General features: G+C 45.3%; 21 protein-coding genes, 1 tRNA gene and 1 other RNA gene. 20 read left to right on the plus strand and 3 right to left on the minus strand.

Annotated features, from left to right (window positions below; genetic code table 11):
• Positions 1 to 71 precede the first annotated feature (71 nt).
• The 7 genes from dnaX to ricT are packed head-to-tail and all read left to right on the plus strand — an operon-like array spanning position 72 to position 6,177.
• On the plus strand, positions 72 to 1,640 hold the full coding sequence (gene dnaX / locus COPRO5265_RS02110) for a DNA polymerase III subunit gamma/tau (protein ID WP_012543649.1): 1,569 nt from the start codon (positions 72 to 74) through the stop codon (positions 1,638 to 1,640).
• Entirely contained in the window at positions 1,637 to 2,242 is a 606-nt protein-coding gene (gene recR / locus COPRO5265_RS02115; RefSeq protein WP_012544450.1) for a recombination mediator RecR, read from the plus strand. Before dnaX ends, recR begins: the two co-directional genes overlap by 4 nt.
• Positions 2,235 to 3,782 carry a R3H domain-containing nucleic acid-binding protein gene (locus COPRO5265_RS02120; protein WP_012544570.1) on the plus strand — a complete coding sequence of 516 codons (1,548 nt, stop codon included), beginning with the start codon at positions 2,235 to 2,237 and terminating at the stop codon, positions 3,780 to 3,782. Before recR ends, COPRO5265_RS02120 begins: the two co-directional genes overlap by 8 nt.
• A gap of 1 nt (position 3,783) precedes the next feature.
• Positions 3,784 to 4,365 carry a dTMP kinase gene (gene tmk / locus COPRO5265_RS02125; protein ID WP_012544551.1) on the plus strand — a complete coding sequence of 194 codons (582 nt, stop codon included), beginning with the start codon at positions 3,784 to 3,786 and terminating at the stop codon, positions 4,363 to 4,365.
• Complete coding sequence (locus tag COPRO5265_RS02130; protein ID WP_012543559.1) at positions 4,362 to 4,688, plus strand: cyclic-di-AMP receptor; 327 nt, start codon at positions 4,362 to 4,364, stop codon at positions 4,686 to 4,688. The genes tmk and COPRO5265_RS02130 overlap by 4 nt, the downstream gene beginning before the upstream one ends.
• On the plus strand, positions 4,685 to 5,383 hold the full coding sequence (locus tag COPRO5265_RS02135) for a hypothetical protein (protein ID WP_012544325.1): 699 nt from the start codon (positions 4,685 to 4,687) through the stop codon (positions 5,381 to 5,383). Before COPRO5265_RS02130 ends, COPRO5265_RS02135 begins: the two co-directional genes overlap by 4 nt.
• Positions 5,380 to 6,177 (plus strand): regulatory iron-sulfur-containing complex subunit RicT, encoded by a 798-nt coding sequence (gene ricT, locus COPRO5265_RS02140; RefSeq protein ID WP_012544081.1) that lies wholly within the window; start codon positions 5,380 to 5,382, stop codon positions 6,175 to 6,177. Before COPRO5265_RS02135 ends, ricT begins: the two co-directional genes overlap by 4 nt.
• Before the next feature lie 9 nt (positions 6,178 to 6,186).
• On the opposite strand, the gene COPRO5265_RS02145 is transcribed toward ricT, so the two are convergent.
• Positions 6,187 to 6,274: transfer RNA gene (locus tag COPRO5265_RS02145), tRNA-Leu, on the minus strand.
• Between the two features lie 143 nt (positions 6,275 to 6,417).
• On the opposite strand from COPRO5265_RS02145, the gene COPRO5265_RS02150 reads away from it, so the two are divergent.
• From COPRO5265_RS02150 to COPRO5265_RS02175, 7 genes are all read left to right on the plus strand, one after another.
• On the plus strand, positions 6,418 to 6,837 hold the full coding sequence (locus tag COPRO5265_RS02150; RefSeq protein ID WP_012543436.1) for a cell division protein SepF: 420 nt from the start codon (positions 6,418 to 6,420) through the stop codon (positions 6,835 to 6,837).
• Positions 6,815 to 7,267: an SsrA-binding protein SmpB gene (gene smpB, locus COPRO5265_RS02155; protein WP_012543973.1), complete on the plus strand. Its 453-nt coding sequence runs from the start codon at positions 6,815 to 6,817 to the stop codon at positions 7,265 to 7,267. The genes COPRO5265_RS02150 and smpB overlap by 23 nt, the downstream gene beginning before the upstream one ends.
• Positions 7,268 to 7,289: 22 nt before the next feature.
• Positions 7,290 to 7,642: a transfer-messenger RNA gene (gene ssrA, locus COPRO5265_RS07470) on the plus strand.
• Positions 7,643 to 7,896: 254 nt separating this feature from the next.
• Positions 7,897 to 8,265, plus strand: coding sequence for a DUF4180 domain-containing protein (locus tag COPRO5265_RS02160; protein ID WP_012544681.1), 369 nt, complete (start codon positions 7,897 to 7,899; stop codon positions 8,263 to 8,265).
• 84 nt (positions 8,266 to 8,349) lie between these two features.
• Complete coding sequence (locus COPRO5265_RS02165) at positions 8,350 to 8,820, plus strand: pyridoxamine 5'-phosphate oxidase family protein (protein ID WP_012544520.1); 471 nt, start codon at positions 8,350 to 8,352, stop codon at positions 8,818 to 8,820.
• 31 nt (positions 8,821 to 8,851) lie between these two features.
• Positions 8,852 to 9,319: a GNAT family N-acetyltransferase gene (locus tag COPRO5265_RS02170; protein ID WP_012543877.1), complete on the plus strand. Its 468-nt coding sequence runs from the start codon at positions 8,852 to 8,854 to the stop codon at positions 9,317 to 9,319.
• Positions 9,320 to 9,659: 340 nt separating this feature from the next.
• Positions 9,660 to 10,514, plus strand: a complete 855-nt coding sequence (locus tag COPRO5265_RS02175) for a metallophosphoesterase (protein ID WP_012544324.1) — start codon at positions 9,660 to 9,662, stop codon at positions 10,512 to 10,514.
• Between the two features lie 12 nt (positions 10,515 to 10,526).
• Here COPRO5265_RS02175 and COPRO5265_RS02180 read toward each other — a convergent pair whose 3' ends face one another.
• On the minus strand, positions 10,527 to 11,579 hold the full coding sequence (locus COPRO5265_RS02180) for a DMT family transporter (protein ID WP_012544843.1): 1,053 nt from the start codon (positions 11,577 to 11,579) through the stop codon (positions 10,527 to 10,529).
• Between the two features lie 185 nt (positions 11,580 to 11,764).
• On the opposite strand from COPRO5265_RS02180, the gene COPRO5265_RS02185 reads away from it, so the two are divergent.
• Genes COPRO5265_RS02185 through COPRO5265_RS02210 form a run of 6 tightly spaced genes read left to right on the plus strand, consistent with a single transcriptional unit; the run spans position 11,765 to position 15,841 of the window.
• Positions 11,765 to 12,445 (plus strand): hypothetical protein, encoded by a 681-nt coding sequence (locus COPRO5265_RS02185; protein ID WP_012544367.1) that lies wholly within the window; start codon positions 11,765 to 11,767, stop codon positions 12,443 to 12,445.
• A gap of 48 nt (positions 12,446 to 12,493) precedes the next feature.
• Positions 12,494 to 13,003 (plus strand): rubrerythrin family protein, encoded by a 510-nt coding sequence (locus tag COPRO5265_RS02190; RefSeq protein ID WP_012543506.1) that lies wholly within the window; start codon positions 12,494 to 12,496, stop codon positions 13,001 to 13,003.
• Positions 12,996 to 13,730: a DUF72 domain-containing protein gene (locus COPRO5265_RS02195; RefSeq protein ID WP_012544583.1), complete on the plus strand. Its 735-nt coding sequence runs from the start codon at positions 12,996 to 12,998 to the stop codon at positions 13,728 to 13,730. Before COPRO5265_RS02190 ends, COPRO5265_RS02195 begins: the two co-directional genes overlap by 8 nt.
• Before the next feature lie 54 nt (positions 13,731 to 13,784).
• A complete protein-coding gene (locus COPRO5265_RS02200; RefSeq protein ID WP_236608238.1) occupies positions 13,785 to 14,549 on the plus strand; it encodes a glutamate racemase in 765 nt (254 codons plus the stop codon).
• Positions 14,539 to 14,964, plus strand: a complete 426-nt coding sequence (locus COPRO5265_RS02205; protein WP_012544742.1) for a DUF4446 family protein — start codon at positions 14,539 to 14,541, stop codon at positions 14,962 to 14,964. The genes COPRO5265_RS02200 and COPRO5265_RS02205 overlap by 11 nt, the downstream gene beginning before the upstream one ends.
• Entirely contained in the window at positions 14,945 to 15,841 is an 897-nt protein-coding gene (locus tag COPRO5265_RS02210; RefSeq protein WP_012544428.1) for a peptidoglycan DD-metalloendopeptidase family protein, read from the plus strand. Before COPRO5265_RS02205 ends, COPRO5265_RS02210 begins: the two co-directional genes overlap by 20 nt.
• A 134-nt stretch (positions 15,842 to 15,975) precedes the next feature.
• Here the strand turns inward: COPRO5265_RS02210 and COPRO5265_RS02215 are convergent, their stop codons facing one another.
• Positions 15,976 to 16,584 (minus strand): cyclodeaminase/cyclohydrolase family protein, encoded by a 609-nt coding sequence (locus COPRO5265_RS02215; protein WP_012543503.1) that lies wholly within the window; start codon positions 16,582 to 16,584, stop codon positions 15,976 to 15,978.
• Between the last annotated feature and the right edge of the window lie 9 nt (positions 16,585 to 16,593).

The following is a 16,593-nucleotide window of genomic DNA, read 5'->3' on the forward strand; positions in this document are numbered from 1 at the left end:
TATGTACACACAGAACGAGGCTGCTTGTACTTGCTTGGCAGAAAAATGATGGAAAGATCTACAATAAAGATATGGCGCTTTATAGAAAATACAGACCACAAACATTTGAAGAGGTTGTGGGGCAATCCCACGTAACAGAGATTTTGACCAAAGCCCTTGATAACCAAAAAATCTCGCATGCTTACTTGTTTGCGGGCCCCAAGGGCTCTGGCAAAACGTCTTGTGCACGGATTTTTGCCAAGGGATTGAACTGCGAAACGGGTATAACATCCAAGCCCTGTAATGAATGTGAATCCTGCAAGCTCATTAACGAAGGTCACAGCCTGGATGTTATTGAGATTGACGCAGCTTCAAACCGGGGTGTGGACGAAATAAGGGAACTCAGAGAACGCGTGAAATACAGGCCTGCGCAAAGCAGGTATAAAGTTTATATCATTGACGAAGCACACATGCTCACCAGAGAAGCTTTCAATGCGCTGCTGAAGACATTGGAAGAGCCCCCTGAATACGTGGTGTTCATACTGGCAACTACTGATCCACAAAAAATACCACCCACAGTGCTGAGCCGTTGCCAGCGCTTCAGATTTAAGAAGCTTACAAGTGATGAGGTTTTTCAAATACTGGAAAATGTTTGTAAGAGTGAAGGTTTTTCTTACCAGCGAGAAGCACTGGAGCTCATCGCAGAAGTATCTGACGGTGCAGTACGCGATGCTCTAAACTTGCTCGAGCAGATCTCGGTAGTAGATGAGGGAAAGGTGTCGATAAAGACGGCACGCTTTCTACTAAACGTGGTTGAAGATGAGGTCATTTTGGATCTGCTAAAAACAGCTTTTGCAGACATGGATGAGGCTGTAGAGCGTTTGGCAGAGCTAATGGAATCTGGCGTTGAACCGATGGAACTTTTCCGCACAATGAAATCTTTAGTACGCCGAAGTGTGTTTAGGAATAAACCTTGGCCACGTGATGTGGCACTTGAAATGTTTAGAGTGCTGGAATCCTATAACTTCATCATGGAACGAACAGAGTTTCCTGCTGTGGCCTTGGTAGCTTTGCTTAATGAGCTAAGGAGCAAGGCCAATTTGGGTACACCTAAGGGTGGCGAGAGCGCTCCTTTGTCTGAAAAGAATGCAGACAAGGAGAAAACTAGGGTAGCTGAAAAGCCTCAAGAACCAGCGGCTGAAACGCAGAAGGAAAACAAACACAGTGAGAAGCGGGAAGAATTAGCTAATGATGTGGAAGCAGAAGCCGTGAAAGAGGCAACTGAAAGCGAATCTAAAAGAGAGGTTAGCGATGCCGCAGCTACCACTGTAACTGCGGTGGAAGAAAAGGAATCCTCACAGGATGCAACCGATTTGCAAAGCTGGATTGAGAATGTGCGCAGTGAATACTTCCCTTTGTATGTGGTGCTAAGGGAGGGGAAAGCCCGGATCGAGGGTGACAGGCTAATACTTTCGTTTCCAGGACTCCTGCACATGTACGGAAGGTTCATGGAATTGCCTCAGGTTCAAAAGGTGCTGCACAATTACGGGCATTTCAAAGTAGAGCTTCAGACCGAAGCGGAAGAGAAAGATGAAAGTGTTTTAGAGATTTTTAAGCAGGTATTTCCTGAGGCACAAATTGAGGAGGTCAAGAATAATTGAACTTAGAGGAATTGAGTAAGCAGTTTAGGCGCCTTCCTGGGGTCGGGCCTAGGACGGCTGAAAAGATGGCTTACTACTGGCTGACGCTGGAAGATGACGAGGCAGAGCGTTTTCTTCGTACATTGGAAAATTTCAGGCGCCAGATAACGTTGTGCAAGAGGTGTCATAACTTGGCTGTGGGAAGCGATCTTTGCAACATCTGTCAGGATAACAGAAGGGACAAAGCCATTGTAGTGGTGGAGACACCTCAGGATGTGGAAAACATTGAGCAAGCGGGCATTTATCATGGGTACTACCATGTACTCCATGGGCTAATCTCGCCACGGAAGGGCGTCACACCCGAGCAATTGTTTATATCGGATCTGTTTGATCGCATAGTGGATGAAGGCATAACTCAGGTAATCATTGCCACTTCTTTTACCATGGAGGGTGACATTACTGCTGATTATCTTGCAAAACAGCTAAAAACTTTGCAGCCAAACATACCCATTTACAGGTTAGGAACGGGTTTACCCGTGGGTGGCGAACTGAACTACGCAGACAAAGCCACCCTAAGGGCGGCGTTTATAACCAAACAAAAAGTGGGGGAGGAAAATGACTAAAAGAGTAATCACGGACAATTTGGATGAAGTACTGGGCATACTTCCTCCGTGGATAGCTGAAAAGCTTAGGATGAATCCCATGCTTAGTGATCTGGTGGACATAGTGCTAGACCTTAAACGACCAGTGGTTATCAGGTTTAGCAGTAGTCAAGAAGTGTGGGAATCGGATTTGGTTAGTGAGGACGACATCCAATACGTGGTGCAGCATATTGGTACCTTTGGCAAGGACAACAGAGCTGGTCTAGAGGGCACATTACATAGGATTTCTTGCATTAGAAACAGGCAGGGGCGGATTATTGGTTTGTCCATACGAATAGGCAGAGCCATTTATGGTGTGGTAGACCCCTTGACGCCTTACTTTACCCAGGAGAAGAGTGTTCTTCTGATGGGTAAACCCGGAGTAGGTAAAACAACACTGCTTAGAGAGGTTGCCAGACTTCTTTCTGTGGACTATCAAAAACGTGTTATTGTGGTGGACACATCGAATGAAATAGCAGGTGATGGTGATGTGCCACACCCGGCTATCGGGTTGGCTAGGCGCATGCAGGTACCAGTTCCTGAGCAGCAGCATGATGTGATGATAGAAGCTGTGGAAAACCACATGCCAGAAGTGATCATCGTTGACGAAATAGGGCGCAAAGAAGAAGTGGACGCTGCACGTACCATTGCTGAACGTGGTGTGCAGCTCATAGCCACAGCTCACGGTAACACGTTGGAAAACATATTAGTGAATCCCACGCTGTCCGACTTAGTTGGTGGAGTGCAGGTGGTAACACTGTCTGACGAAGAAGCTCATAGGCGTGGAACGCAAAAAACCATTTTGGAGAGAAAAACCAGTCCCACCTTTGACATTCTTATTGAAATACGAGCTCGCGGTGTGTACGCCATACATGAAGATGTTGAAAGAGCTGTTGACAGCTTGCTTAGAGGCATTCCACCTAACCCATTGGTGCTGCGGGTGAAAGATGATGGCACCGTGGAAAGCGGTTACGAACAAACATTGCCTCCTGCAGTAGAAGTGGCAAGTGAGGAAATTGGCGCAGGTAGGAAGCGTGGGAGACGTGGAGGCGAGATTCGCATTCTGCCGCTGGGGCTTTCCCGGAGCAAGTTGGAAAAAGCTATTGCGAACTTAGGAGTTCCAGCAGTCATAGTGGAAGAGGTGGATGACGCTGACATGGTGCTCACGCTCAGATCTCACATGAATAAGGGCTATCAACGTCTTAGGGAAGCGAAAGCGAAAAACGTTCCCATAAAAACCATAAAGAGCAACACGATGAGCCAAATGGAGGACTTTCTCACTACGCTGTTTTCACTAACGCCTGAGCAGATGGAAGCTGAGGTAGAAGAAGCGCTTCGTGAAGCTGAGGAAGCTGCCATGCACACCGTGGAAGATCAGAAAAGGCGAGAACTCAGGCCTGCTCCTCATCGTATTAGGCGTTTGCAGCACGAACTCATAGCAAAATACGGTTTGCTCAGTTTTAGCGTGGGTGAAGAACCTTATCGCCGAGTAGTGGTCATTTACCCGGGGGCGGAGGAGTAACATGTTCATCGTTGTAGAAGGTATCGATGGATGTGGGAAAAGTACAGTAGCCAGCTTGCTTGCTGCCGAAATAGGGAAGAAACGGCCCGTATTTCACACATTTGAGCCGGGGCACGTCCGCGATGGTTTATACCGTGAGCTTATCATGGAGAATGTGGACAATCCTTTTGTGGTGGCAGCCTTGTTCACCATTGACAGGGCGGAGCACGTGAAAAAGATGATTAAACCCGCTTTGGCTAAGGGTGAGTGGGTGGTTTGCGAGCGCTATGCTGATTCCACTTTGGCTTACCAAGGCTACGGCATGGGACTAGATAAGGAGCTCATCAACCGGATGAATGAGGAAGCTATTGATGGTCTGTGGCCAGATAAAATCTTCTATTTGGACATTGAACCTCATTTAGCGTTGGCTCGCCTGCAAAACAAGGAAAAGGATGCTTTGGAAGGTCAGGGGTTAGAATTCTTACAAAGGGTGCGGGAGGGATACGAAGAAATCGCACGCACAAGAGGATACATTTATATGGATGCAACCCTTCCCCCAGAGATTATTGTGAAACGCATTTTGGAGGAGGTGAAGCTGCAGTGAAACTGTTTATAACCATATTGCAGGAAGAAGATTACCGTGTGCTGGCTGAAAGATTAACCGAGAAAGGCATATACCATACACGTATAGCTGGTGAAGGTGGGTTCTTGGGTGGAAGAAAAGTTGTACTTCTGAGCGCCGTAGAAGACGATGCCGTGAATACGATGCTGGCCATAATAAAGGAATCCTGCAGTGAGAGGGAAGAGACCATTTTGGCAGAGGCGCCCTCAGGTTTCATTGGTATGAGCATACCCATTCCAATGAAGGTGCACACGGGCGGCGCCGTGGTCATGATTCTGCCTTTGGATCAAATAATTAAAGTATGAGTGATTTGCCTTCAGCTCTGGTGTATTCACTGGTCACCAGAATGTCTGCCCCAGTGGCTTTAGTAGGCCCTGATTGGCAGGAAGCCTACGAGGTCATTCGGGAGAAAATAGGGCGTGTTTCGCCGCAGGATTTGCTGGAAATACAGGGCGAAACGCTGGGCATTGATGCGGTAAGAACAATTGAGGAGTTCTTGGCGTTTGTTCCAGGATCAGGCGTCAAATACGTGTTGGTGCTAGGTGGTGACAACTTAACACCTGAGGCACAAAATGCCTTCTTGAAGACTTTAGAAGAACCTCCTCGCTACGCTCGGGTTTTGTTGTTTTGCCAGAGATGGAGTAACCTTCTGCCCACGGTTAGATCACGTGTGGTGAATATTCCATTGCCAGCTAAAACTAGAACGGAGTTGCGCACAAAAAGCGCATGGGAATACCTGATGAGCTCAGGAAGTAAGAATGCGCTCGAGCAGCTCAGGAACAACTATGACTGGGCATTAAAAGTTGCAGATAAAGAATTGCTTTTTTCAAAAGATATTGACAGCTACAAATTGGCTGCTTTTTACTTACTTCTCATGGAGCAGAAAGCTTCCGTGATGCTTCTGAAAGACATGTTGGAGCTGGAAGCTGCGCTGCACTACAACGTGAATACGGAGATGATTTTTGACAGGATGCTAATGACTGGAGTGAAGGTGAAATGAAGTATTTGGTAAGAACCATGTTTAGTCAAAAACCAGGATTCATAGAAACGGATGTGCCCTTGGAGAAAGGGCTTCGCATAAAGGTAGTTAAGGAATACGGAGAAGTACCAGCTGTGGTAGTCGGTGCCTGGCGCTACGAGTGTGATACGTTGTGGGGTTATGGTGGTTCTTTGGAAGGTGTCGACTTAGCCGCGCTGGAGTCTGACGTTAGAGAGAGTTTAGAATTCTTAAGGCATGAAGGGAAAAACAGTTTGAACATTGCCATTTTCGCTGCAGAAGAAACAGTTGATCGCCAAACATTGCAGGCATATTTTGTGGCTGAAGGTAGAGTGGACTTCAGAGACCTGGTAAGAAACTTCCAAAAACAATTTAACAAAAGGCTACGTTTGTGGCAAGTGGGAGTAAGAGACCGATCGCAAATGGTGGGTGGCATTGGTGTTTGTGGCCAGCTGCTCTGCTGCCATGCGTTCCTAAAGGATTTCGAATCCATAAGTGTGAACATGGCAAAGGAACAAGGGCTTTTACTTAATCCTGATAAGATTACGGGCACTTGCGGTCGCCTACTGTGTTGTTTGCGCTATGAACACCACTGGTACTGCGAGGCGTTTGCCAACTTGCCAGAACAGGGTAGCCGCGTCAAAGTGAAGAAGGATGGACAGGTCAAAGAAGTAAGGATTGTTACAAGAAATGCTGTTTTGCGCACTGCCTATGTTTCTGACGACGAAGGCAACATGTTTTGGGTGGATTTTGAAGAAATTGACACTACTTGTGGCATGACCCAAAAAGGAGAATGAAATAGGTCTTGGTGCGGAAGGGGGGATTTGAACCCCCAAGGGCTATGAACCCACTGGATCCTGAGTCCAGCGCGTCTGCCAGTTCCGCCACTTCCGCAATCCGGTACTGAGTACCATTAATTATTATATACTACCTGTGAAACGCATAGGACCGATGAAGAACAAGGCTTATGTTATAAAGTTGTATAATAATTTCAGGGCTTGTGGCTAAAAGATGCCTGGGAAGGGGCGTGAACTGAAGTGGCCGAGGGCGGTTTCTGGAAGAAGTTGACGAATTTTTTCACCGCATCAGAAGAAGATGAAGACATAATAGAAGAGGACTACATGGATGAAGGATACGAAGCAGAAGAGGGTACTGGCTTTGTACCTGTGCAGACCCGAGCCGTGCCAGTGGGCTCGACCATATGGGTTTATCAACCAAGTTCTTTCTCCTTTGATGTGGATTCGAGCTTCATTGGGGCACGTATAAAGGATGGTTACATAATCATACTTAATTTGCAGGATTTGGACGACCTATCTGCTCAGCGACTCATCGATTTTGTCAGCGGAGCTCTTTATTCGGTGGAAGGGAAACTAAAAGCCATATCCAGCAGTGTGTTCCTGTTGGTTCCGAAGAATGTGAGGGTGGAAAGCTTTAATGAAGGTTTTGGCACAGAATAGAAGAGCACGGCATGATTATCAAATACTTGAAACCTACGAGGCTGGCATTGTACTCAGCGGAGATGAGGTAAAATCGGCGAAGGAAGGCAATGTACAGCTTCGAGACGCTTTTGTGCGTGTAGAAAATGGTGAAGCTTGGCTTTACAACATGCACATAGCGCCCTATGAAAAAACTGGAGAACCTTTTCGTGGTGACTCCAAGAGAAAAAGAAAGTTGCTGCTTCACAAACGCGAAATAAACAAAATACTTGGTTACTTAACTCAGAAAGGTCTAACAGCTATTCCTCTCTCCATGTATGTTAATGATCGGGGTTTTATTAAGGTGTCCATTGGTGTAGCTAAAGGCAAAAAAATGGTGGATAAGCGCCAAACCATAAAAGAGCGCGATATTGAACGCGAGCTTCGCCGCGAGGGCAAGATTAGGTACTAAGGTTTTCGGGTAAAATATAAATGGGGGCGAAAAGGTCTCGACGGCGAGTCGGAGCCTTGAGCTGCAGGCAGGGTTGGCTGCCACACCTTAAAAAGGGTAGCAAGGCAAAAATAAATGCCGAACCAGAATTTGCACTAGCTGCTTAATGTAAGCAGCCGCTCTCCAAACTGAGGCTGCATAAGTTTGGAAGAGCGTCAACCCATGCAGCGGCTCTTAAGCAGTGGCACCAGCTGTTTAAGGGTGAAAAGAGTGGTGCTGGGCAGTGCGGTTGGGCTTCCTGGGCTGCACTGTCGAGACTTCACAGGAGGGCTAAGCCTGTAGACGCGAAAGGTGGCGGCTCGTCGGACGCGGGTTCGATTCCCGCCGCCTCCACCAAAATACTCCTTCAAAGTAAACTGCGATTGTAAACCCCATTGTTTTTTTGGTGACAAAGCAGTATGCGAGGGAGTTAGTCAGATTATCCAAGAATGAAGTAAGACCGCTTGGTTGTAGAAGCGTTCAATTCGGCATTATGTGGCGAGCTTTTGTCAACAGAATGGAAGCTTATGCATTGCGTTTGGTCGTTAGGTAGGAGTGTTTTGTGCTGTAGGAAGCAGGTACTGAGAAGAGATTAATTGTGGAGGGATGTCATGGCGCAATTTGACATAGTAGAGAAAAGTGGTGTGAAGATTGCTGTGGTGAAGGACAAGACAACGTTGATAACCGATGAGCAATCAGCATTAGATTTCATGTCTGAAGTTTTGGAGAAGACAGGATGTGACCGTGTAATTGTTGATAAATGCATTGCTCCTGAAGAATTCTATGATCTAAGCAGCGGGCTGGCGGGTAGTATTTTGCAAAAATTCGTAAACTACCGAGTGAAAATTGCCTTTGTAGGAGATTTTTCTGTTTATGAAAGTAAGAGTCTAAGGGACTTTATCTATGAAAGCAATAAAGGCAGTAACGTATTCTTTCTACCCACACAGCAAGAAGCTATAGACAAGCTTAGTTTGTTATAAACTTGCTAAAAGAAGAGCTGTGCATAAATTTAGTACTCTTTGTTCATAGATCCGAAAATTGATGTTCTTTTGTGGGGTGCTCATATGAGACGTAGTGACAGAGAAGTTAAAGATTCGGCAAGAATTGATGAAATAATCAGAATGTGTGATTGCTGCAGGCTGGGGTTAGTAGATGGGGATGGAGTTTACATTGTTCCTCTAAACTTTGGTTTCAAAAGCGAAAACGGAAGAAGGACTCTCTATTTCCACGGAGCAAAGGAAGGAAAGAAAATAGAAGTGATAAAGGCACATCCTTTTGTGGGCTTTGAACTTGATACGAATCACGCCGTAACTGCTGGTGAAAAGGCTTGTGATTACTCATTCCTTTACAGCAGTGTGATCGGTAAAGGTGTTGGAGCAGTGGTGGAAGACATTGAGGAAAAGAGAGCTGCCTTGCAGCTTATCATGGAACACTACTCAGGTAAAGGCAATTGGTCGTTGCCTGATGAGGCAGTGGAAGGCGTTGCAGTCATAAGACTGGAAGTCGTTGAGCTCTCTTGTAAAGAACATGCGTAGTCTAAGGCGCTGTAGTGGGTAATCATGATAAATGATAATTGAGACCGAACGGCTCGTAGTTAGGAATATTAGTTTGGGTGACACTGCTTCACTGTCTAGTATTCTCTCTGACTCAGAGGTGATGAAACACATTGAACGGCCGTACACGTATGAGCAGGCAGAAGAAGTTGTGAAGGAAGCACGGTTATCTCCGCAGCCAGTTATATATGCTTTACAGATTGAAGACACGGGAGAGCTGATTGGACATGTTATTTACCATCCATTTAGCGGTGAAGATTGCTACGAAATAGGTTGGGTCATAGCAAAAGAATGGTGGGGTAAAGGCTTTGCAGAAGAGATTACACGGGCACTCATTCATAAAGCCATGCGGGACGGATTAAAGTGCCTCGTAATCGAATGCGATCAAAACCAAGAAGCAAGCAAGAAAATAGCACTTAAAAGCGGCTTTAGTTACAGCGGAAGGCTTGACAATTTGGATGTTTATAGGCTAAAACTCTAACTCGCAGAGTGTGTCATGAGTCAAACCACTTTTTTAAAGAGGGCTGTTAATGTTAGCTATTTCTTGTGATCAAGATGAGCTGACAGTGGTTTGGGGTAGGCAGTATTTGGTTGGCACGGAGATGTATTGAGAAGATATACCGATGTCTGCTGCCAGTTTAGGCTTAAGTGCATACGGCAATGGTATTTAACCGTGGTTTGTGAAAAGCTTGAGATGACTTATCGGGACAGGGAACGAGAGAAGCCATTGTCATGGAGCTCTTCTAAGCTCTATTACTGCCAGGTAAAGATCATTTCCTTGCCTAGAACAGTAAGTTCCTTTTGTGGGGTATGCTTGGAATATGGAGCCACAGAAAAAGAAATTCATATCATACGTGGTGTTAATCGTTGCAATAGTAGCACTCTTAACAGTCGCTTTGTGGAACGGGTTAGTAGTAAAAAGCTATGTGCTAAGTTCAAAGAAGCTAACAGATCCGGTGAGATTATTAATTCTCAGTGACCTTCACAGCAGCATGAATGGTAAGAATCAATCATTGCTACTTGCAAAGATAAGAGAGCTGAAACCAGATTTGGTTTTCCTAGTAGGCGACGTTGTGGACGATAAAAGGCCACAGGAAGGTGCGCTGCAGCTTTTAGAAGCAATAGCTCCTGAATATCCGTGCTTTTATGTAACGGGGAACCATGAATTTTGGTCAGGACGTGCAGATAATATAAAAAACACAATTCGCAGTTACGGCATTGAGGTTTTGGAGGGTAACTGTGAAACTGTTACAGTTGGGGGGCAAAGAATCCAAGTGTGTGGTGTAGATGACCCAGACGGTTTTGAGCAGGAAAACTTCTTTGGGCAAGAGATTTCCCCTGAATGGGATGAACAGTTTGAGAGATGCAAGAAGCAGCTAAATACTGACACGTTTTCTATACTACTGTCACATCGCCCTGAGCGGGTCTCATATTATGACGGCAGCGGTTTCGACCTTGTGGTGTCGGGGCATGCTCATGGCGGGCAGATAAGAGTACCTTGGCTCTTGAACGGACTTTACGCGCCTAACCAAGGCTTTTTGCCCAAATATGCTGGAGGAGTTTACGACCTTGGAAGCTCCACGATGATCGTTAGCCGTGGGCTCGCAAAAAGCTTCATTCCAAGAATATTTAATCCACCTGAAATCGTCTTAGTAAGCGTGGAACCGAGAGAATAATTCTGCTTTGTGTTAATTCAATTCATGGTGGTGCTCAAAGCTGCAATGTTCGTGTGAATGCCCAAGGGGTTCATGAGCGTGCATGTGCTTATGCCAACCGAGTACTGTTCCATTATGAATGTGGTTGTGGTGTCCATCGTTGTGCCGGTGCCAGTGATTGTGTGTTACAGGTTCATGTGTGTGGGCATGCTCGTGCGGTTTTGTGGATGATAGGTAGGTTCCTACGATCATTAGTGGCAATGCTATGGGGAACAGTACGTTAGGTGGTGTTCCAAATAAAAAGAAAGAAAGCGCAACACCTATGAACGGCCCTACGGCATAGAAAGCGCTGGTACGTGCAGCGCCTAAATAACGCTGTGCAGAAACGTAAAAAAAGATGCTAAGCCCATAGGCAACGAAACCGAGAAGCAAAGCAACAGTAATATGTGAAAGGCTTGAGCTCATTTGCCCGAACAATGCGGCAATGCACAGAGAACCTATGCCCGAGCAAAATCCTTTTATGACGACCACTTCCATTGGATCTCTCATAGAGAGCATCCTGGTGCAGTTGTTCTCTAAACCCCAGCACATAGTGGCGCCTAGTGCAAGAAGCGAACCAAGGGATAATGTGTAGTTAGCGCCTAACTCCACAGACAAAAGGATGCATGAAATGGTAATGAAAAATATTGCGGCCCAAAGTCTTCTACTAATATGTTCGCTGAATAATATAAATGCGATGAAAGCTGTGGCAACGATTTCGAAGTTGCCCAAAAGCGAAACTGTGGCTGGATTGGAATTTTCAAGGCCATACATGAACAGTATTGGGGCAGCTATATCTAAAGCGACCATTCCCATTACGTATGGGAAATCGCTTTTTGCTATGTGGGTTTCAGTTTTTCCTCCACCTACAGCGCCTCGAATTATCATAAGAATGAGCACGCCCACACCTGCGCCAAGGTATAGCAGAGCTGCCATCAAAGTTGGGGGTATGTCACTGAGAAGAATTTTAGAAAAAGGGGACGTTAAGCTGTAAAGTGCAGCAGCCAGAACTGCTAACAAAGATGCTCTTTTTTCTTTCGCATTCATGGAATATGGCCTTCTTTAAACCCTTTTCTATTCATAAGCAACATTATTATAGCTGTGACGGTGGTTTCATGCAAAGATGACTTATAATGAAAGTTAACATTCTCGTGGGGCGATTCAAGTATGATGACCCTTCGTTTTGAATCTAATGGCGTTGGGTATAAGTTATATAACTGAAACAAGGGGTGATGACTTTGGCAGAAAAAGACAAGTTGGACGAAGTTCTCGAATATTTCCACTTAAAATCATCTGAGCTTAAGATGACTGCATCGGAAACAGTGGAAGATGAAATAAAGGTTCTGCAAGATGTTATTAAGTTCGCTCAGCGAAAACTGGAAGAATCCACCGGTGAAGTGAAGGAGAAAATTCAGCAGGTAATTGACTTTTCAGAAGAGAAGATTGAGGAACTCCAGTTGAAGACGAGTTTAGGCAGCGATGAGGCAAAAGAAGTTGTTGCATCCATAGCTGACCAGATGGAAGAGCTCATAGATGAGCTGAGAAAATCAGATGTTATGAAAAGAGTAGGGGACGTGGCAAAGAGTGTGGGTGATTTGCTGGGCACTCTTGGCAAGAAGGTTGGAAAGAGCGCTTCTGAACTTTCGCGAGTTATTGCTTTGCGAACAGACTTAAGCAGGTTGAATTCCAAACGCCGAGAACTTGTAACTCAGATTGGCGAAATGGTCCATAAGAGGCTCAGCGAAACAGGTAGCTTAGTGCTTACGGAGGAACTCCTAAAGCTTTCTAAAGAAGTGGAAAAACTTGACATGGAAATTAAAGCAAAGAAAGAAGAACTTAAGCGTGTGGGGAAAGAAGAAGACCTTTCTGAAGAGCAGATAAACACTATAATAAAGGAAGCTGACCAAGGGTAACATTATTTTGATGTATTATAATATGAGCAAAAAAGGAGGGGATGTTAAATGCACGAAATGACAAAGAAGTTCTTGGAAGATGCATTTGCGGGTGAGTCCATGGCTCACATGAAGTACATGATTTTTGCCGAAGATGCAGAGCAAAAGGGGCTGACAAAGCTGGCGAATCTGTGGAAAGCTATCGCTTATGCAGAGTTTGTGCATGCGAAGAATCATTTTAAGGCATTAGGTAAGTTTGGTGAGGTGCCTGCCAACTTGCAGTCGTCCATTGATGGAGAAACCTTTGAAGTGAACGAGATGTATCCTGTGTACAACAACGCAGCGGAGTTTCAGGGTGAAAAAGAGGCTGTGCGGACTACGCACTACGCACTAGAAGCTGAGAAGATCCATGCAGGCATGTACACAAAGGCATTGGATTTGGCTAAACAAGGTAAGGATTATGATGCCGACAAGATCCTCATTTGCCCCATTTGTGGCTATACCGTTGAAGGTGAAGCTCCAGACAGATGCCCGATTTGTGGCGCACCAAAGGAGAAATTCGCAGAGTTCAGTGTGTAAGGGAAAACAACAGGTTTTCATTGGAACCAGTGGTTACAGCTATGGCCACTGGAAAGGAACGTTTTACCCAGACAATATGAAAGGGGAGCAGATGCTCCCCTTTTATGCTTCAAAGTTCAACAGTGTGGAGATAAACAGCACTTTTTACCATATGCCGCGCTCTGCCACCGTGGAAAAATGGCTTGATTGCTCACCGGACGACTTTGTTTTCTCCCTAAAGGCTCCTAAGACTATCACCCACATAAAGAGATTGTCCGATGTGGAGGAAGTGGTAAACAGGTTTTATGAAGCTGCCAGTGTTCTAGCCCATAAGTTGGGTGTTGTTCTGTATCAACTTCCGCCTTCTTTAAAGAAGGATTTGACTTTGCTTGAAGGCTTTCTAAAGCTACTTGATAGAAAACCTGGGAAGAAAGCAGTGGAACTGCGCCATGTCAGCTGGGTTGGTGATGATGTGTTTGAACTTCTCAAGCAACATAATGTGGCTTTTGTCGTTAGCCACGGGGATAATTATCCTCTTGTAACTACTCCTACGGCAGATTTCATGTACGTGAGGTTGCACGGATATCCTGAACTTTACCGGTCGAGCTATTCTGTGGATGAGCTCCAAACTTGGGCAAACCTTATTCGAACGTGGCTTGAGCAGGACAAGATGGTGTACGTGTACTTTAACAACGATGCGGAAGGCCATGCTGTGAAGAACGCTTTGGCCTTAAAAAGCCTTATCTAAGCAATTCACCCATTGAGCGGTTTTCTAAAAACAGCTGCTGCTATAATCGTAAGAGTGAAATCCTATCTTGTATATGATTCTGGAATTGGCGGCGCTTGGTTTTCTCTGGAGTTACTGAGACGTAAAAAGGCGCATCGCGTTGTTTTTTACGCTGATACTTTGAATTTTCCCCTTGGGCTAAAATCGGAAACAGAGCTCTATAACATTCTTGACCAATTCTTTGGTTACGCCAGTGTCGCAGCTACTAAACCTGCTGAGGTGTTTGATGGGATATTCTTAGCTTGTAACACCATAAGCAGTGTGTATTTACGATATTGGCCAGTTTTCAAGAAGAAGGTTCCTTTTCCCATTGTTCACACATACGCATATCATAATGGCCTAATTGGTTTACCTAAACCACTCATACTGGCAACTGAGGCTACGGTACGGGCACGCATTTACACTTACTTCACGGCGGGCAGAGGTGTTGAAATGCCTGCTACAGACCTTATTGAAGCTTTGCAGCAGGATGATACACAGCGAGCTAAGGGGTTGGTCAAACAAACAGCCACCTTTGCTAGGAAAGAACGCTTCTCTCATGTGGTTTTAGGATGCACTCACCTGAGTGAAGTGGCAGCGTTATTTGAGGAAGAAGGCTTGCCAGTGTACGACCCCCTTGCGCAAATACTGGGGAACCTTAAGCTTGATAATGATGAGGGGGTTGGAGCAAATACTCAGCAGCTAATTCTCCATGCCACAGGCGACTATGGCGATGTGGTAAACTATGTAAGAAGGAAGGCTGCACTTTTACCCGAGGAGGTCTTGCTCGATGCCGATTGATAATATCTACATCTTTTATGGTTTGTGGGGTATCGCCATTGTTTTAATTGTTGTTAATGTTTGGCTTGTGATCAGATTGTCAAAGATAAAGGGTTTTGAGAAGCTTAGTCATCAAGTTGATGACGTACTGCGTGACATGGAAGATGTAAAGTGGCGTTTGGAATCCTTAGAGGGTGAAGAACAGAATGATTTTTACTACAGCAAAGTGGTGCGGTACGATGCCTTTCAAGATGCAAAAGGACGTCAGAGTGGTTCCATCTTGGTTTTGAACAGGAAAGGTACAGGGTTTATAATTACTATTATAAATAGCCGTGATAGATCAGCCACTTTCTTAAAGGAAGTGGTAGAGTTTAAACCGATTCAAGCTTTATCACCAGAAGAGCAGGTGCTATTGAATGAAGCCAGAAAAGCTTAGTGGGGAAAACTGTAAGGCTGTAACGATAAATTTGGTTTTTAATCAAAGAAAGATTGAGCTACATTTTACTCGCCGCGGTTACAGGTGGTTATGCAGGACGTTATTGGTAATGTTTTTGCTTCTGGGGGTTACGTTTTTCCATGTTCAACAAAGTAAAGGTTTGGCTGCTTTGACCTTGCAAAAACAGGACGTGCAGCAGACCAAAGAATTGGTGGAGCAGTACCAAGCTGAAATGGCTCTGTTGCAGCAGCAAAATGAGCTACTTATGAAGTTCAAGGAAGAACAGATGCAGCAGCTGGAGAAGAAGCTCCAGGACGTGGTAAACACGGCTGCTGACACACTCAAGAAACCCAGTTTAAAGAATTTAGTTGCTAGCGCTGCTGGGCCAACTGCTTACCGCGGAACTGATGATATTGATAAAGAAATACAAAGTTTGCAGGCGAAGATGGACGAAGTTGAGAAAACGCTTGAGAAATATGCTGATGCGTTGAATGCTTTCCCCGATAAGTGGCCCACTTGGGGTAACATTACCAGTACTTTTGGCTGGCGTCGTTGGAGTTCAGGTTGGGTTGACTTTCATACAGGGCTTGATATTGCTAACTCCTGTGGTACACCGGTTTACGCAGCTGGCAAGGGTGTAGTTATCCAAGCCGGTAGAGACGGTTCATATGGGCTGTCAGTGATTATAAGCCATGGTAATGGTTACACCACGCGGTATGCACATCTGAGCAGTATTGCTGTGAAGGTGGGGCAAACGGTCCTCAAAGGTGATTATGTTGGTGCCATAGGCCAGACAGGTTTTGCTACCGGTTGTCATCTGCACTTTGAAGTTAAGTTGAACGGCACGCTCATAGATCCTTACAAGGTACTGCCATAGAACTTCCAGTTGCGCGGATATAGTAGACCCTTGTGATACCTTGCTACGCTATTTGGCGCGGTAACGTGAAGTTCGTCTATGAGATCGTTTTTAATACTCTGAGGGCATGTATGTGTGAACTATTCAGAATGTGATTACATACCCAAAAGTGATTTAGCGGTTTGTTCTAGCTCAGTAACTATTTCTTCAAAGTTGTTAAGCAAGTCCACTGCTTCCTCATACAGAGGTTGAGTTTCCTCTTTCGTGCTATTTATCTTCACATTGGCAAAAGCACATTGCATGGCTGCTTGAGCTAACTTTATACCGCTATAAAGGTCTGAAGCGACTGATGGTAGTACGTTTTCTGCAGTTTTACCAGCTACTGTTTTGACAGCTTGCTCGATAGCTTTCATAGTGTTTAGAGGAACTTGCGTCGCTTGAATGAGAGCTTTTGTCATGGCCTGTTTTCTTTCCTGCTTTTGGCTTTCTGTGTCTTTTGGGAGCCGCCGAGCACTCATATAAGCCTCGAAGGCTTCAGCATCCTTGTCTGCTAAATTGAGTAGTTCACTACGAATTTGGTCAAGTTTTGCAGCTGCTTCCTGCATAGTAGGATCTTGCACTTTCTTCTGGCTAACGCGAAGAGCCATGGCCATCAAGCTACAAGACATGGCAGCAGAAAGTGCAGCTGCGGTACCTCCACCAGGAGTGGGCGAGTCTGAAGCCAATGAATCCAGAAAATCTTTTATGGGTTGCTGTTCAATCATAATCGCAGA

The sequence above is a fragment of the Coprothermobacter proteolyticus DSM 5265 genome, assembly GCF_000020945.1.
Lineage (GTDB): Bacteria > Coprothermobacterota > Coprothermobacteria > Coprothermobacterales > Coprothermobacteraceae > Coprothermobacter > Coprothermobacter proteolyticus.

What these genes read in the sequence shown, in the direction of transcription:
- dnaX (WP_012543649.1), top strand. Translation starts at nt 72, where the DNA reads ATGGCGCTTTATAGAAAATACAGACCACAAACATTTGAAGAGGTTGTG.
- COPRO5265_RS02120 (WP_012544570.1), top strand. Translation starts at nt 2,235, where the DNA reads ATGACTAAAAGAGTAATCACGGACAATTTGGATGAAGTACTGGGCATA.
- tmk (WP_012544551.1), top strand. Translation starts at nt 3,784, where the DNA reads ATGTTCATCGTTGTAGAAGGTATCGATGGATGTGGGAAAAGTACAGTA.
- COPRO5265_RS02135 (WP_012544325.1), top strand. Translation starts at nt 4,685, where the DNA reads ATGAGTGATTTGCCTTCAGCTCTGGTGTATTCACTGGTCACCAGAATG.
- ricT (WP_012544081.1), top strand. Translation starts at nt 5,380, where the DNA reads ATGAAGTATTTGGTAAGAACCATGTTTAGTCAAAAACCAGGATTCATA.
- smpB (WP_012543973.1), top strand. Translation starts at nt 6,815, where the DNA reads ATGAAGGTTTTGGCACAGAATAGAAGAGCACGGCATGATTATCAAATA.
- COPRO5265_RS02160 (WP_012544681.1), top strand. Translation starts at nt 7,897, where the DNA reads ATGGCGCAATTTGACATAGTAGAGAAAAGTGGTGTGAAGATTGCTGTG.
- COPRO5265_RS02165 (WP_012544520.1), top strand. Translation starts at nt 8,350, where the DNA reads ATGAGACGTAGTGACAGAGAAGTTAAAGATTCGGCAAGAATTGATGAA.
- COPRO5265_RS02170 (WP_012543877.1), top strand. Translation starts at nt 8,852, where the DNA reads ATGATAATTGAGACCGAACGGCTCGTAGTTAGGAATATTAGTTTGGGT.
- COPRO5265_RS02175 (WP_012544324.1), top strand. Translation starts at nt 9,660, where the DNA reads ATGGAGCCACAGAAAAAGAAATTCATATCATACGTGGTGTTAATCGTT.
- COPRO5265_RS02180 (WP_012544843.1), bottom strand. Translation starts at nt 11,579, where the DNA reads ATGAATGCGAAAGAAAAAAGAGCATCTTTGTTAGCAGTTCTGGCTGCT.
- COPRO5265_RS02185 (WP_012544367.1), top strand. Translation starts at nt 11,765, where the DNA reads ATGACTTTGGCAGAAAAAGACAAGTTGGACGAAGTTCTCGAATATTTC.
- COPRO5265_RS02190 (WP_012543506.1), top strand. Translation starts at nt 12,494, where the DNA reads ATGCACGAAATGACAAAGAAGTTCTTGGAAGATGCATTTGCGGGTGAG.
- COPRO5265_RS02205 (WP_012544742.1), top strand. Translation starts at nt 14,539, where the DNA reads ATGCCGATTGATAATATCTACATCTTTTATGGTTTGTGGGGTATCGCC.
- COPRO5265_RS02210 (WP_012544428.1), top strand. Translation starts at nt 14,945, where the DNA reads ATGAAGCCAGAAAAGCTTAGTGGGGAAAACTGTAAGGCTGTAACGATA.
- COPRO5265_RS02215 (WP_012543503.1), bottom strand. Translation starts at nt 16,584, where the DNA reads ATGATTGAACAGCAACCCATAAAAGATTTTCTGGATTCATTGGCTTCA.